The following is a 14,529-nucleotide window of genomic DNA, read 5'->3' on the forward strand; positions in this document are numbered from 1 at the left end:
GGGGGCCGAGCCCCGCCTCAAAGCGCCGACCCCGCCGCAAAGCGTCGGCCCCCACGCAGCAGCGTGAGGGCCGATCCTCGGCGTACGTCAGGGCACGGCGCAGGTCAGGGCAGGACTGCCGCCGTCACCGCACCGGCACCGCGAGGTACTGGTACTCCAGGAACTCGTCGATCCCCACCCGGCCGCCCTCGCGGCCGAGCCCGGACTGCTTGACGCCGCCGAACGGCGCGGCCGGGTTGGAGACGAGTCCGGTGTTGAGGCCGACCATGCCCACTTCCAGGCGCTCGCTGACGCGCAGGGCGCGGTCGAGGCCCTCGGTGAAGACATAGCCCACCAGGCCCCAGGGCGTGTCGTTGGCCCGGCGTACGACCTCGTCCTCGTCGTCGAAGGTGAGGATCGCCGCCACCGGTCCGAAGATCTCCGTGTCCATCAGGCGACTGCCGGGGTCGACGTCGGTGAGCACGGTCGGCGGGTAGAAGCAGCCCGGCCCTTCGGGCCTGCGGCCGCCGACGAGCACCCGGGCACCGCGCTCCACCGCGTCGGCGACCAGCTCCTCGACCTTGGCCCGGCCGCCGGCGTCGATCAGCGGACCGACGTCGACCCCGTCCCGGGTGCCGGGGCCCACGACGAGCGCGCCCATGCGCGTCGCCAGCCGCCGCCCGAACTCCTCCGCCACCGACCGGTGGACGAAGAAACGGTTCGCGGCAGTGCACGCCTCCCCCATGTTGCGCATCTTGGCGAGCATCGCGCCGTCCACGGCCACGTCCAGGTCGGCGTCCTCGAAGACGATGAACGGGGCGTTGCCGCCCAGCTCCATCGAGGTCCGGACGACCATGTCCGCGGACTGGGCCAGCAGCAGCCGCCCGACCTGCGTGGACCCGGTGAAGGAGAGCTTGCGGATCCGCCCGCCGCGCAGGAGCGGTTCGCACACCTCCCCCGCGCGGGAGGTGGTGACGACGTTCAGCACGCCGTCCGGCAGCCCGGCCTCCTTGAGGATCCCGGCCAGCGCCAGGCTGGACAGCGGGGTCTGCGGAGCGGGCTTGAGCACCATCGTGCAGCCCGCGGCGACCGCCGGGCCGATCTTGCGGGTGCCCATGGCCAGCGGGAAGTTCCACGGGGTGATCAGCAGACAGGGGCCGACCGGGCGGCGGGAGAGCAGCATGCGGTTGCGGCCATCGGGCAGGACGCCGCCACCGCCGTCGATGCGTACGGCCTCCTCGGAGAACCAGCGGAAGAACTCGGCCGCGTAGGCGACCTCTCCCCTGGCCTCGGCCAGCGGCTTGCCCATCTCGGACGTCATCAGGCGGGCCAGCTCGTCGGTGCGCTCAAGGATGATCTCGTACGCGCGGCGCAGGATCTCGCTGCGCACCCGCGGCGCCGTACGGGCCCACTTCTCCTGCGCCCGCACGGCCGCGTCCTCCGCGAGCCGGGCGTCCTTGGGGCCCGCGTCGGCGACATGACAGAGGATCTCGCCGGTCGCCGGGTCGTCCACGGGCATGGTGGCGCCGTCCGCGGCATCCACCCAGGCCCCGCCGATGAACAACTGCGTGGGGGTGTCGGTCATGAGGTCTCTCCTGGTTGATCGGCGGCGGGGTCGAGCAGTTCCGCGAGGTGCACGGCGCGGACGCCCCGGTCACCGGCGAGGTGGTCGATCTGGGTGGCGCAGCTGAAACCGTCGGCCACGACGATAGTCCGGGTGTCCTCGCCGATACCGTCGAGGCGGGGTTTCAGCGCCAGGTCGGCGACGGCCATCGAGGTGTCGTAGTGCTGCTCCTCGAAGCCGAAGTTCCCGGCGAGCCCGCAGCAGCCCTCGGCCTCGTCGACCTCGCGCACGCCGAGTCTGCCCAGCAGGTCGCGCGGGCGGCGGCCGGCGAAGGTGGCGTACTCATGGCAGTGGGTCTGCAGGACGACGCTCTCCGGCAGTTCCGGCGGCGTCCAGCCCGGCGCGGCGAGGTCGGTCAGGGCGCCGGTGAGGGTGTGGACGCGGGCCGCGACGCGGTGGGCCGCGGGGGTGTCGAGGAGTTCGGGCACATCACGCTTGAGGGCGGCGGCGCAGCTGGGCTCGGCCACGACGATGGGCAGGTCACCGCCCTCGTCCAGGCGGGCGACCGTACGGGCCATCACGCGGCGCGCGACGGACAGCTGGCCGGTACTGACCCAGGTCAGTCCGCAGCACAGGTCGGCCTCCGCGCCGCAGGGGATTCCGGCGTCGGCGAGCACGCGGCTCGCGGCTCCGGCCACCTCGGGACGGAAGGCGCGGGTGAAGCTGTCGACGAAGAGCAGGGCCTTCACCTTCGACGGTTCGCCCGTCTTCGCCATGCCCCGCAGGACCTTGCGCCGGGCTCTCCGGGAGGCGAAGGCCGGGATCCCGCGCTTCGTGGTCACGCCTCCGATGCGGGCGAGCAGCTTGCCCACCGGTCCGCGCAGCAGCGCGTTGAGGGGGCGGGCCGCGTATCCGGCGAGGGCGGAGGTCAGGGGCAGCCAGCCCAGCGAGTAGTGGGAGCGGGGCCTGAGCCTGCGCTTGTAGTGCTGGTGCAGGAACTCCGCCTTGTAGGTGGCCATGTCGACGCCGACCGGGCAGTCGCTGGAGCACGCCTTGCAGGACAGGCACAGATCGAGGGCGTCTTTGACCTCGGTCGAGCGCCAGCCGTCCTGGACGGTCCCGCCCCGCACCATCTCCTGGAGCAGGCGGGCCCGGCCCCGCGTGGAGTCGTTCTCCTCCCCCGTGGCCCGGTAGCTGGGACACATCACGCCGCCCGCGTCGCTGCGGCACCGGCCGATGCCGACGCAGCGGCGCACGGCACCCGCGAAGCCGTCCTCGTCGTGCGGGAAGGAGAAGAGGGTGTCGACGGGCAGCACGTCGGGCGTGTGCAGCGCGAGATCGGCGTCGAGTCGGGCCGGGGCCACGATGACGCCCGGGTTCAGCAGCCCCTCGGGGTCGAAGACCTCCTTGAAGCCGGCGAACGCCCGGATCATCCGGTGGCTGTACATGACCTCCAGCAGCTCACCGCGCGCCCGCCCGTCACCGTGCTCACCCGACAGGGTTCCGCCGTGCCCGACGACCAGGGCGGCCGCCTCCGCGAGGAACCGGCGGGTGGCGGCCCGCCCGGCGTCCGTGGCGAGGTCGAAGTCGATGCGCACGTGGACGCAGCCCGCGCCGAAGTGCCCGTAGAGCACGCCGGTGAGGCCGTGGCCGGCCAGCAGCTTGCGGAAGTCCCGCAGGTAGGCGGCCAGGTTCTCGGGCGCCACTGCCGCGTCCTCCCAGCCGGGCCAGGACTCCCCGCCGTCGACGAGACGGGCGGCGAGGCCGGCCCCGTCCTCGCGGACGCGCCACAGCGAGCGGCGCTCGGCCGCGCTCTCCACGACCCGCCCGCCGGTCATCCGCCCCCGGGCCCCCAGCACATCGAGCAGTTCGGCCGCGCGGGCGTTCACCGTGGCCTCGTCGTCGCCGTCGAGTTCGACGTAGAGCCAGGCGCGGCCCTCGGGCAGTCCGGTGACGGAGTCCGGGCCACGCCGGGCGCGCATGGTGGCGACGATCGCCTCGTCCATGCCCTCCACGGCGGTCGGATCCCAGCGCAGGATCTCCGGCACGTCCTCGGCGGCGTCGACGACGTCGTCGTAGCCGAGAGTCAGCAGCGCCGTGGCCTTCGCGGTGGCCACGAGGCGGACCGTCGCCCCGGTGACCACCGCGCAGCTGCCCTCGGTGCCGACCAGAGCGCGGGCCATGTCGAAGCCGTGCTCGGGCAGCAGGCGGTGCAGCTGGTAGCCGGAGACCTGGCGGGGGATGCGGCCGAGTTCGGTGCGGATCGGGGCCAGGTTGGCGTCGATCAGGCGTCGTACGTCGGCTTCGAGCCGGGCGACGCGCCGCACGGCGTCCGCGTCGTCCGGGTCGGCGGCGCGCAGCCCGGTGCGGTCGGCGACGGCCCGCACACCGTCGGCCGTCACGATCTCCAGTGCCTCGATGTGGCCACTGGTGCGACCGTGCCGCACCGACCGGTTGCCGCACGCGTCGTTGCCGATCATCCCGCCGAGGGTGCAGCGGCTGTGCGAGGACGGGTCGGGGCCGAAGGTCAGCCCGTGCGGGGCGGTCGCGGTCCGCAGCGCGTCGAGGACCACTCCGGCCTCGACGCGTGCGCATCCCGCCTGTGTGTCGATGTCCAGGATCCGGTTCATGTACCGGGAGAAGTCCAGGACGACACCCGGCCCGATCGCATTGCCCGCCATGCTGGTGCCGCCGCCGCGCGCGATGATCGCAGCGCCCGCCTCCCGGCAGGCCCGCACCACCGCGACCACATCGTCGGCGGTGCGGGGGAAGACCACGGCGAGCGGCGGCACACGGTAGTTGGAGGCGTCGTAGGCATAGAGGCCGGTGGCGCCCGGACCGGTCTCCACCCGCAGTCCTGGAGCGGTCTCGGCGAACCGCGCGACCAGCGGCTCCAGTGCCGCGGTGGTGTCCGTCGTCACCGTGCGGCTCCTGATGTGCCGACTTCGACGGCGTTCTCCCACGCCCGCAGGCCCGCGTCCACCCCCGCCTCGTCGATCACGAGCGCCGGGATCATCCGCACCACCTGGTTCCACGCCCCGCACAGCAGCAGGAGCAGGCCCTCGTCCACTGCGGCCCGCTGTACCCGGCCTGCGGTCTCGGGGTCGGGTTCGCCGTCCTCGGTGACGAACTCGCTGGCCAGCATCAGCCCGAGACCCCGTACGTCCCCGATGCCCGGGGTCCGTTCGGCCACCGACTCCAGTCCGAGACGCAGCCGCGCGCCCATCGCCTCGGCGTTCTCCACGAGCTTCTCCTCGCGTACGACGTCGAGGGTGGCGCAGGCCGCGGCGCACGCCACCGCGTTGGCGCCGTACGTACCGCCCTGCGAGCCCGCCCACGCCTTGCTCATCAGCTCCTCGGAGGCGGCGATGCCGGACAGCGGGAAGCCGCTGGCCAGGCCCTTGGCGGTGATCAGGATGTCCGGCACGACGCCGAAGTGCTCATGGCCCCAGAACCGGCCGGTGCGGCCCACTCCCGTCTGCACCTCGTCGAGGATCAGCAGGAAGCCGTGGCGGTCCGCCCGCTCCCGCAGCCCCTCCAGGAAGGCGCGGGTCGCGGGCACGTACCCGCCCTCCCCGAGCACCGGCTCGACGATGACCGCGGCCGTGTCGGCGGGCGACGAGATCGTCTGGAGCGTGTAGTCGAGCTCCTGGAGGGCGAAGCGGGTGGCGGTCTCCTCGTCCCAGCCGTACCGGTAGGCGGTCGGGAACGGGGTGACGACCACCCCGCTCATCAGCGGCGAGAAGCCGGACCGGAAGCGGGTGCCGGAAGTGGTCATGGAGGCGGCGGCCACGGTCCGGCCGTGGAAACCGCCGTGGCAGACCAGGACGTTCGGCCGTCCGGTGGCCTGCCGGGCCAGCCGCAGCGCGGCCTCCACGGCCTCGCTGCCGGAGTTGGTGAAGAACAGGCTGTCCAGGCCGGCCGGCAGCACCTCGCCCAGCTTGTCGACCAGCCGCCGCAGCGGGGGGTGCATGACCGTCGTGTACTGGCCGTGGACGAGCGTGCCCACCTGCTCCTGGGCGGCCGCCACCACGCTGGGATGGCAGTGACCGGTGCTGGTGACCCCGATCCCGGCGGTGAAGTCCAGATAGCGGCGGCCGTCCTCACCATAGAGGTGGACGCCCTCGCCCCGGACCGCTACCACGGGCGTGGCCTGGCGAAGGTGCGGCGACAGTGCGGTCATGTTCGTCTCCGGCCTGGGTCGTGATCTGCTTCGGTAATCACGAGCATCCCCACTGTCCCGGGCGGCGACAACGCGTGATCTGTCCAGCGCGGACGCGTCGTTCGGACAAAGTGTCAACCGCGCGGGCGGCCAGAGCGCCGCCGGACCGCCGTCCGACCGCTCTTGCGCAGGTCAACGCGGCTTGTCACAGTGACCTGACATACAGGGAGGCACCGTGAGCGAGAACCACCGCCCGGCGCGGCCGGCGGACCCGGACGGCCGGGACGCGACCGTGACCGGCCGCCCGCTCACCGTGGCCGACGTGCTGGCCTTCCCCGTCCTGGTGGCCGGGCGGCCGCAGGTCGTCACCGGCGCCGCCCACCTCGACCGGCCGGTCCGCTGGCTCCACATCACCGAGCTGACGGACCCCGCCTCCTTCCTCAAGGGCGGCGAACTCGTCCTGACCACCGGCATGCCCCTGCCCGAGGACCCGGCGAGCGTGCGCCGGTACGTGGACGAACTCGCCGACATCGGCGCCGCCGCGCTGGTCATCGAGCTCGTCCGGCGCTACCACCGCCCGCCCGACGCGCTCGTCCACGCCTGCCGGACCCGCGGCCTCCCCCTCGTCACCCTGGCGAAGGACGTCAACTTCCTGGAGGTCACCCAGGTCGTCCACGCCCGCATCCTCGGCAACCAGGCGGACGCGATGCGCCGGACCCAGCGCATCCACGAGGCGTTCACCGCCCTGACGCTGCGCGGCGCGGGCCCCGAGGACGTGGTACGCGCCGCGGCGGAGATGAGCGGCCACACGGTCGTCCTGGAGAACCTGGTGCACCAGGCGCTGATCTGCGAGCCCTCCGGCGGCACGGTGGAAGAGGCGCTCACCGGCTGGGAACCGCGCTCCCGGGCGACCCCGACCGGCGACCACCCCGAGGTGCGCGGCCCCGAGGGCTGGCTCGTGGCCCCCGTGGAGTACCAGGGGGAACGCTGGGGCCGGGTGGCCATGCTGCCCGCCCTCTCCGGCACCTCCGATGCCTCCGATGCCTCAACTGCCTCCGGGATGTCCACGGCCTTCGGGCCCGAGGACGTCACCGTGCTGGAGAGAACGGCGATGGCCCTCACCATCGCCCGCCTCATCCACCGCCTGCCCTGGGAACGCACCGCGCACCGCAACGCCCTGCGGTACCTCGCCGAACAGCGCCACCGCTCCCCCGAGGACGCCCGCGCCCGCTTCGCCGCGCTGGGCCTGCCCACCGAGGGCGGCCGCTTTCTCGCCGTACGTGTGGACCTCCATCCGCAAAACGACGGCGACGACGACGGCGCGGAGCCGGAGGGCCGGCTGTCCGAGGAACTCCGGACAGGGGCGGTCCCCGCGCTCGTCGGCGCCCTGGCCCCGGGCCGCCTCGGCCTCCTGCTGGCCCTGCGCCCCTCCCAGCCCTGGCGACCCACGGTCGAGAGGCTGAGCCGTCTCGCGCTGGACCTGGACCCGGAGGCGGTGGTGAGCGTCGGCTCCGAGGTCACCGACCTCTCCGACGCCGCCCGCTCCTTCCGCGAGGCGGCCCGCGTCGCCGAAGCGGCACTGCCCGGCCAGCCCCTCCCCGCGGGCCGGTCCTTCCACGAGCTCTCCGACATCGGCCTGCGCCGCCTGCTGTACGCGCTCCGCGAGGACCCCCGGATCCAGAGCTACGCCGAACGGCAGCTCGGCCGCCTCATCGACCACGACACCCGGCACCAGACCGACCTCCTGACGACGCTGCGCCACTACCTGGACGCGGCGGGCAACAAGACCACCGCCGCCCGCCGCGGCGGCCTGTCGCGGGAGACCGTCTACCAGCGTCTGCGCGCCATCGAGCGGCTGCTCGACTGCGACCTCGAATCCGGCGAACACCGCATCGAACTGCAGGTGGCCCTCACGGCGCTCGACGTCCTACGGGCCGGCTGACGGACGTCCGCACGGGATGAGCGATGCCACACAGCTCGGACCGCGCGGTCAGGCGGCGGATCCGATGATCCGGACGGCGGTCCGTCCTCCCTGAGTAGGTCCGTGGCGCGGTGGGCGGTCTCTTCCACGCGGCACTAGCTGTCGGATGCCGGGGGCTGATTCGGCAACGCAGCAGATGGCCGCGCCAGGGCGGCGAGCGGGGCAAACCTTGGCTGATGCGGCACTAGATCTCACGGAACCTGGCGGTAGACCTCGCGGCGATTGCCGACGGCCAGGACCCACACGATCAACTGACCGCCCTCGACGGTGTAGACGACACGGTAGTCGCCGGCCCTGAGCCGCCATCGGACACTGTGGCCCTGTAGGGCCTTGATATCGAAGGCCGCCGTGTCGCCCGAGTCCATTGCCATCTGCAGTTCGGCGAGGCGGTGCAGGATGCGCAGGGCGTCCGGGCGCTGGATCTTGAGCATGTCCCGCTGTGCGTGCGGCGTAAAGCGTGTGACGTGAGCCATGAGGGTCAGCCCTGATCGGCACGGAGCAGGGCGGCCATCTCTTCGAGTGATACAGACCCTTCTGTTCCTTCGGATTCGGCTTCGTCGGCCAGCCGATTGAGCCATGCTTCTTCGGCGTCTTCGGCGATCCGGCGCAGTCGCTGGTACTCCTGGATGTCGATCACGACGGCTTCCTGCTTGCCGCGCCGGGTGATGATCGTCGGGGTTTCCTCCCGCCGGGCACGGTCGATGACGTCGGCGAGGTGACTGCGAACCTCGGCCATGGATTCGACGACGGGATCACTCATGTCGCAAATGTATCAGATGTACATCTCGGGCCCCGCTCGAGTGCCTGAAATGAACGACCAGAACCGGCTCGCATCACCGACGCGGCCACGCTCGCCACCGTTGCCGTGGCCCCGGCCGGCCAAGAGCCCGCCTGACCGCGTCAACCCCCTCCACTACCGAGTCCGGTCGCGCGAGAAGTTGAGCGGAGGGCTACGCGGGGGCTGCTCACCCGTGGAGGTCGTACTGCACCCAGACCGTCTTGCCCAGGCCGTCGGGGCACGGGTGCTCAGTCCCAGCGGGTGACCAGGCGCGACACGAGGAGCAGCCCCCGGCCGGTCTCCGCGAGGCAGGGGGCGTCCGAGGCAGGCGGGGCGGAGGGCCGCCGCGGCACGCCATCGGCGAGGCAGACGTGCGGCACGTCTCCGCTTCGCTGCCGGTGAGGGCGTTCGTTCGAGCTGGGCCGGGACCTTTGGGGGCCGTCAGGGCTTCAGCCGGGCGGACTACGCTCGGCCGAAGCCCCCGCACGCCGGAGTTTTCGGCTCGAAGACTTTGGCTGGACGACCTTGTTCTGCTCCGGACCGCTCAGCGGCTCAGGCAGCCGCCAGCTTCCGGATGCGCGGATGGTTCTCCAGAGCCCACCGCACGGTCTTCGGCGGGCGTCCGAGCAGGGTTTCCAGCTCGTCGGTGATGCCGCCGTATCCTCCGCGGCCGATGATCCGGGTCAGGGTCTTCAGGTGCTCCGCGATGTGCGGGTACGCGGACATGTTGGTGTCCACGTAGGTCTTGTTCCAGATTTCGATGTCTTCGGGAACATACGTGACCGAGCGTCCCAACACGGCCGCGAAGTCCTCTGCAATCCCGTGCATGTCCTTCAGCTCCGGGCCGGTGAGCGCGTAGGACTTGGAGATGTGCGGCGCCGGGTCGGCCAGGATCTTCGCGCACAGTTCCGCGACGTCGTAACCGGCGATGGGTGCGAGCCGGTGGTCGCCGAAGGGCAGGCGCAGTTCACCGTCGGCCAGTGAGCCCAGGGCCAGCCAGGTCATGATGGGGTTCTCGACGAAGAAGGCCGCCTGCACGTTGACGGTCGGGACGCCGGACCACTCCAGCACCTGCTCCGCGACCCAGTGGGCCCGTTGCTGCGGCGACCAGTTGGCGACGAGTCCGCCGAGCCGCGCGCGCCGCTCTTCCTCGGGCGCGGTCATCTTGTCGAAGGTCATGAACGACTGCTCGTACTCGGAGATGTTGACGAACACCTCGATGTCACCCTGAGCCCGCGCCGCCGCGGCCATCAGGCTGACGGCGTCGGTGTAGTACGGCGACAGGCTCATGCTGAAGTAGATGCGCCGGACGCCCTTCAGCGCGGCGGTCACGTCGGCGATGGTGAGCAGGTCACCGACGAAGACCTCGGCACCGGCCTGGCGGAGCGATTGGGCACGTTCGTCGTCCTGCCGTACGAACGCGCGTACGGGGTGCCCTTGTTCGAGCAGCATGTCGACCATCGTCCGGCTCACACCACCGATTTCGCCGGCGGCACCGGTGATCAGGATGGGATTGCGCTCTGGCATGAAGGTGTCCTCTGTCTGGTTGGGGTGGGGCAGTTGTTCGGAAGGGTGGGTCGGTGGGCGGCGACCGTCGTGCCGGGTGACCGTCTCCGCGTGAACCTGCGCGTCAGACCGCCAGGCGGTTGATCTTGCGGATCTGCTTGTCGAAGGCCCGGGCGGGAACGAGACGGCGCAGTGTGCTCACGCGTCCGGCCGTGGGGCCGGCGGTGTAGCGCAGCTTGGGCCTGGCATCGGTCGCCGCCGCGACGATCGCCTTGGCGACGACGGCGGGTGCGTCGCCGCCCCTGATCGCCTCCGCCAGCACGCGGTCGACGGTCTGCCGCTGCTTCGCGTAGGCGTGCAGGGGCGTGTCCGGCTTCGCGCTGTTGGCCTCGAATCCGGTCCTGGTGTAGGCGGGTTCGACGAGAAGCGACCGGACGCCGTACTCCCGGACCTCGTGGTCCAGGGACTCGGAGTAGCCCTCGATCGCGTGCTTGGAGGCGGCGTAGACGGCCATGTACGGCTGGGGCATGAATCCGAGTACGGACGAGATGTTGATGATGCGTCCGCGTTTCTGGGCGCGCATGTACGGCAGGACCTCCGTCACCATGCGCATGACCCCGAAGACGTTGGTGTCGAAGACGGCCTGGGCCTGCTCGACGGAGGTTTCCTCCGCGGCACCCGTCGAGCCGACACCGGCGTTGTTGACCAGGACGTCGATCCGCCCGAACCGCTCGCTCACCTTCTGTACCGCTGCGGCGACCGAGGCGTCGCTGGCCACGTCGAGGTCGAGAAACGTCACACCGTCGAGTGGGGTGACGCGTGAGGCGTCCCGGCTTGTGCCGACCACGTCGAAACCCGCTGCGACCAGTGCAAGCGCGGTCGCCTTCCCGATGCCGGATGACGCACCCGTAACGAGTGCCACCGGCCGATCTGTCGTCATCATGACTCCCACGCATTGAAAAACCGATCGGTTTCCACCACTGTAAACCGATCAGTTTCCTCATGCAAGCCCAGGCAAGGAGAAGGACGGCATGGGCAGGGTCAGTGCGCAGGAGAGGCGCGAGCGTGCCATCCGCACGGCGATCGCAGAGTTCGCGATCGCCGGCCGCCACGGCACCACCACCGCGGCGAACGCCAGACGGGCCGGCGTCACGCGGCCCTGTCCCTTCCGGCTCCTCCCGGACAAGAAGGCGATCTTCGTCACCGCTCTGACGCGGAGCGTGGAAGACATACGCCTGGCTTTCGAGGGGGCGGCCGACGGGGCGGAAGACGGAGAACGGGCTCTTCAGGCCATGACGAACGCTTACGCGCAGCTGATTTCGACGAGCCCCGAAACGCTCCTGACGCAGATGCAGGGATATGCCGTCGCGGCGGCCGCAGAAGCGCAGGGCGATGACCTGATCGGTGAGCTCGCCCGGGACGGCTGGATGAGGGTCCGGGAGACCGTGCACCTGTCACTGGATGCCGATGCCGACCGGACCGCAGACTTCTTCGCCCGCGGCATGCTCGGCACCACTGGGGCAGCCGTAGAACTCGGGCGCGCCCGACTGCGCTTCCACCTGCTCGAAGACCTGCAGGATCCGCTCCCTCGGGGAACGGTCGTCGTCCGCCGCAGGCAGGAGTGCCGCCACATAGGCGGAAGCGCGCAACTCCCTGGGGCTTTGTTTCACTTCGGTGGTCATACCGCGAGGTTGACCCGAAGAGAAGCAAATGAAACCGATCGGTTTCCAGGATGGCGTCCGCGCGGAGACTCGGCGACGGCCTGAGGGAGGGCCGTCGCCGAGCCGTGGTGGTGTGCGTGCCCGTCGTCCCCGGCAGGGCGACACACACAGGGGCCACTCCGAGTGATGGCCCCGTCCTGGGGGATGTGGAGGGTGGCCTGCGCTATGCCGGGGCCGCCGTCTTCTCGGGCGTCGTCTCCACCGGGACGCGGTGCAGCCCCTTGCGGTCGTACCACCCCAGTACGCCGAAGCCGAACAGTGCTGCGACCACGAGGCCGGCGGCCATCATGACCCAGCCCCGGGTCAGGCCCGCGTCGCCCTGGGCGTCGTAGTAGAGGATCGAGCGGATGCCACCGGTGATCTGCCGCAGCGGCTCGAACTCCGCGAGGAAGCGGTAGAAGCCGGGCAGCGCCTCGATGGGAGTGGTGGCCCCGGACGTCGGCACCGCCATCCCGATGAAGACCAGCGTGACCACCAGCATGCCGGGTGTGCCGAAGACCGCGAGAAGGGTGAGCGCGCCGATCCCCGAGACCGCGATGGCGCCCACCGAGTACAGCCACAGCAGCGGCAGGTGAGGGGCGTCCATGCCCATGATGCCGACCGCGCCCACCATGACCAGGGTGCCCATCAGCAGGGAGAGCCCGACCATGAGGGTGCTGCTGATGGCGAGGGTCTGTACCCGGGTCGCCCGGATCAGCGGGCGGTGCAGGCGTAGTGGGCCCATGTCGTTGTGGGTGTAGCCGAGGGCGTGGTCGACCTGGCCGCTGATGACGTTGGCGGAGAGCATGCCGCAGACCACCAGGACGAGCGCGTAGTAGAACGCCGTCAGGCCCAGGCCGCTGCGCGAGTCGAGCGGATGGCCGTCCTCGACGGTGACGGCGGCCGGGTCGGCGAGCAGGACGCGTGCCGCGGTGGGCAGCTTCGCCTGCGCGGTTCCGATCTGGGCGGTCAGCTCCTTGCCCACTTGCAGCGAGGCGTTCTCGGCTGCCTGGGTCGTCGCCGTCCGGGCCAGGCCGGAGCCCAGACTGCCGGCCGACTGGTTGGTGAGCACCGTCAGCCTCGGGCGGGCCGGAGTCCCGGTGGTCGTGGTACCGGTCAGCGCGGTGATGGAGGAGGTGAAGTCGGCGGGGACGACGAGCGCGCCGTACAGCTTGCCCTTACCGAGCCCCTCCTTCATCTCCTTCTCGCCCATCACCTGCCAGTCGATACTGTCCCCGCTCGCGGTGGACTTGTTGATCGACTCGGTGATCCGAGCCCCCAGGTTGACCCGCTTGCCGCCGACGGCGGCTCCCTTGTCGGAGTTGACCAGGCCGACAGGCAGCTTGGTCATGTGATCGACCGGATCGATGTTGGCGCCGACGTAGAACACGGTGAACAGAAGCGCGAGGACGCCCGTGATGACACCGTTGGCCATCCACAGAGGTTTGGCGCGCAGAACACGGAAGGGGTGAATGCCACTCATGCCGTACGTTGCTCTCGCTCGGCGGACGCGGAACGCTTCGCCGGGGGCTGCCAGCCGCCGGTGACTTCCTTGACGGGCTTGTGGGGGAATCGGCGCCGGGCGTACTCCTGCGCGTGTGAGCCCGGCAGGACGTAGAGCGTTTCCTTCTTGTCCTGGAGCGGTCGCAGCACGGTGTCCATGAACGACTTGCGGTCGTCCAGGTACGGGCCCAGGACGTCCTCGCCGCCGGGGCAGACGGCAACGCAGTAGCCGGATTTGTAGCCGGGGGGCGAGCTCAGGCTCTGCCACATGGAGGCGTTCTCGGAATCGGTGACCCGGGAGCGGTAATCTGCGGCGTCCTCGCTGTCGGCCACGGTCTGCGCCCAGTCGGTGAACCCGCTCATGAACTCGCGGTAGTTGTGCGTGGTGCAGGCCAGCGCGTCGAAGGCGCCGTCCTTGGCGATGGCGCCGACCGGGCAGGCCGCGACGCACAACTTGCAGTCGATACAGGGGTTGTAGTCCAGCGCCTGCCCGTACTCGCTCACCTCCGCGTCCACCAGCACGGTGACCAGCAGGATGAAGCTGCCGAACTTCGGGTGGATGACGTTGCGGTGCAGGCCTATCACGCCGAGCCCGGCGGCCACCGCGACCGTCTTGTGCGCCACCACCCAGATCCGCTCACGGGGGAAACGGTCCATCTCCTGGGGGAAACCGACCGACGGATTGAGCGCGCGGTAGCCGGCGTCCTGGAGCGCCTGGGTGACGCGGCGCGCGGCATGGTTGGCCTGTTCGTCGGTCTGATGGAACTCCTGGTTGGCCACGCTGCGCGCCGGGGAGCGGCAGTTGTCGCGGTTCATCCGGACCGCCATCGCGATCAGGGTGCGGGTGCCGGGCAGCGCGGACTGCGCGTACTCGCGCTCGCCGGCCAGGTCAGGGTGGTCCAGGCTGACCGCGGCGGCGTCGTCCGCGCCGGCCGCCAGGCACAGCTCGCGCAGCCAGGCCGCGTCGATCACCGGCGCCGGGCTTGCGAGCTCGCCTGCTCGGCGGCGGGCGAGGACGGCCTGCACCGACGGGTGCGCGGCCAGCTTCGCCGGAAGCCTGGGATCCGCCGACTGTCCATCGACGCCGCGCGCGGTGGTCCTCATCCGGCACTCCTCGTAAGTCTCGTTCTTGAGACTCGCCGCCACGGCGAGAAACCGATCAGTTTCATCATCGTAAACCGATCGTTTTCCTCACGCAAGGCCAAGCGGCGAGCCTCCCCTTCGGCATGTCGACCAAGTTCCTCAGGGAGGTTGGCGATCGGTCGCCCGGCGATCAGAGCCCAGTCCCGCGGCGCCGAGGTCAACGAGACCCAACGGGTCGCCGGAGGCCGGCAGCGACTCGCCGAGCGCATCGCT

Annotated in this window: 10 protein-coding genes and 1 pseudogene; 1 reads left to right on the forward strand and 10 read right to left on the reverse strand. The window is 71.0% G+C overall.

What is annotated here, in order from left to right:
• Nucleotides 1–124 precede the first annotated feature (124 nt).
• From PV419_RS32220 to PV419_RS32230, 3 genes are read right to left on the reverse strand one after another with little or no spacing between them, the layout of a single operon-like run.
• Nucleotides 125–1,564, reverse strand: a complete 1,440-nt coding sequence (locus tag PV419_RS32220) for an NAD-dependent succinate-semialdehyde dehydrogenase (protein WP_319694983.1) — start codon at nucleotides 1,562–1,564, stop codon at nucleotides 125–127.
• On the reverse strand, nucleotides 1,561–4,464 hold the full coding sequence (locus PV419_RS32225) for an FAD-binding and (Fe-S)-binding domain-containing protein (RefSeq protein ID WP_319694984.1): 2,904 nt from the start codon (nucleotides 4,462–4,464) through the stop codon (nucleotides 1,561–1,563). Before PV419_RS32225 ends, PV419_RS32220 begins: the two co-directional genes overlap by 4 nt.
• Nucleotides 4,461–5,726 carry an aspartate aminotransferase family protein gene (locus PV419_RS32230; RefSeq protein ID WP_319694985.1) on the reverse strand — a complete coding sequence of 422 codons (1,266 nt, stop codon included), beginning with the start codon at nucleotides 5,724–5,726 and terminating at the stop codon, nucleotides 4,461–4,463. The genes PV419_RS32225 and PV419_RS32230 overlap by 4 nt, the downstream gene beginning before the upstream one ends.
• A gap of 214 nt (nucleotides 5,727–5,940) precedes the next feature.
• On the opposite strand from PV419_RS32230, the gene PV419_RS32235 reads away from it, so the two are divergent.
• Nucleotides 5,941–7,647, forward strand: a complete 1,707-nt coding sequence (locus PV419_RS32235) for a PucR family transcriptional regulator (RefSeq protein ID WP_415925418.1) — start codon at nucleotides 5,941–5,943, stop codon at nucleotides 7,645–7,647.
• Between the two features lie 230 nt (nucleotides 7,648–7,877).
• Here PV419_RS32235 and PV419_RS32240 read toward each other — a convergent pair whose 3' ends face one another.
• The 7 genes and pseudogenes from PV419_RS32240 to PV419_RS32270 form a co-directional block, all read right to left on the reverse strand.
• Nucleotides 7,878–8,159, reverse strand: coding sequence for a type II toxin-antitoxin system RelE/ParE family toxin (locus tag PV419_RS32240; protein ID WP_319694987.1), 282 nt, complete (start codon nucleotides 8,157–8,159; stop codon nucleotides 7,878–7,880).
• 5 nt (nucleotides 8,160–8,164) lie between these two features.
• Complete coding sequence (locus PV419_RS32245) at nucleotides 8,165–8,446, reverse strand: type II toxin-antitoxin system Phd/YefM family antitoxin (protein WP_319694989.1); 282 nt, start codon at nucleotides 8,444–8,446, stop codon at nucleotides 8,165–8,167.
• A 570-nt stretch (nucleotides 8,447–9,016) separates the two neighbouring features.
• On the reverse strand, nucleotides 9,017–9,991 hold the full coding sequence (locus PV419_RS32250) for an NAD(P)H-binding protein (RefSeq protein ID WP_319694991.1): 975 nt from the start codon (nucleotides 9,989–9,991) through the stop codon (nucleotides 9,017–9,019).
• Nucleotides 9,992–10,094: 103 nt separating this feature from the next.
• Nucleotides 10,095–10,910 carry an oxidoreductase gene (locus PV419_RS32255; protein ID WP_319694992.1) on the reverse strand — a complete coding sequence of 272 codons (816 nt, stop codon included), beginning with the start codon at nucleotides 10,908–10,910 and terminating at the stop codon, nucleotides 10,095–10,097.
• Nucleotides 10,911–11,487: 577 nt separating this feature from the next.
• Nucleotides 11,488–11,652: pseudogene (locus PV419_RS32260) on the reverse strand (TetR/AcrR family transcriptional regulator); the annotation flags it as partial.
• A gap of 202 nt (nucleotides 11,653–11,854) precedes the next feature.
• Entirely contained in the window at nucleotides 11,855–13,153 is a 1,299-nt protein-coding gene (locus PV419_RS32265) for an SNG1 family protein (protein WP_319694994.1), read from the reverse strand.
• Nucleotides 13,150–14,277, reverse strand: coding sequence for a 4Fe-4S binding protein (locus tag PV419_RS32270; protein WP_319694996.1), 1,128 nt, complete (start codon nucleotides 14,275–14,277; stop codon nucleotides 13,150–13,152). Before PV419_RS32270 ends, PV419_RS32265 begins: the two co-directional genes overlap by 4 nt.
• Nucleotides 14,278–14,529 lie beyond the last annotated feature (252 nt).

This window comes from Streptomyces sp. ME19-01-6 (genome assembly GCF_033793745.1).
In the GTDB taxonomy this organism is placed as follows: domain Bacteria; phylum Actinomycetota; class Actinomycetes; order Streptomycetales; family Streptomycetaceae; genus Streptomyces.

Excerpts from the sequence above, each read along its gene's own strand:
- PV419_RS32220 (WP_319694983.1), bottom strand. The coding sequence starts at position 1,564 with ATGACCGACACCCCCACGCAGTTGTTCATCGGCGGGGCCTGGGTGGAT.
- PV419_RS32230 (WP_319694985.1), bottom strand. The coding sequence starts at position 5,726 with ATGACCGCACTGTCGCCGCACCTTCGCCAGGCCACGCCCGTGGTAGCG.
- PV419_RS32240 (WP_319694987.1), bottom strand. The coding sequence starts at position 8,159 with ATGGCTCACGTCACACGCTTTACGCCGCACGCACAGCGGGACATGCTC.
- PV419_RS32245 (WP_319694989.1), bottom strand. The coding sequence starts at position 8,446 with ATGAGTGATCCCGTCGTCGAATCCATGGCCGAGGTTCGCAGTCACCTC.
- PV419_RS32250 (WP_319694991.1), bottom strand. The coding sequence starts at position 9,991 with ATGCCAGAGCGCAATCCCATCCTGATCACCGGTGCCGCCGGCGAAATC.
- PV419_RS32255 (WP_319694992.1), bottom strand. The coding sequence starts at position 10,910 with ATGACGACAGATCGGCCGGTGGCACTCGTTACGGGTGCGTCATCCGGC.
- PV419_RS32265 (WP_319694994.1), bottom strand. The coding sequence starts at position 13,153 with ATGAGTGGCATTCACCCCTTCCGTGTTCTGCGCGCCAAACCTCTGTGG.
- PV419_RS32270 (WP_319694996.1), bottom strand. The coding sequence starts at position 14,277 with ATGAGGACCACCGCGCGCGGCGTCGATGGACAGTCGGCGGATCCCAGG.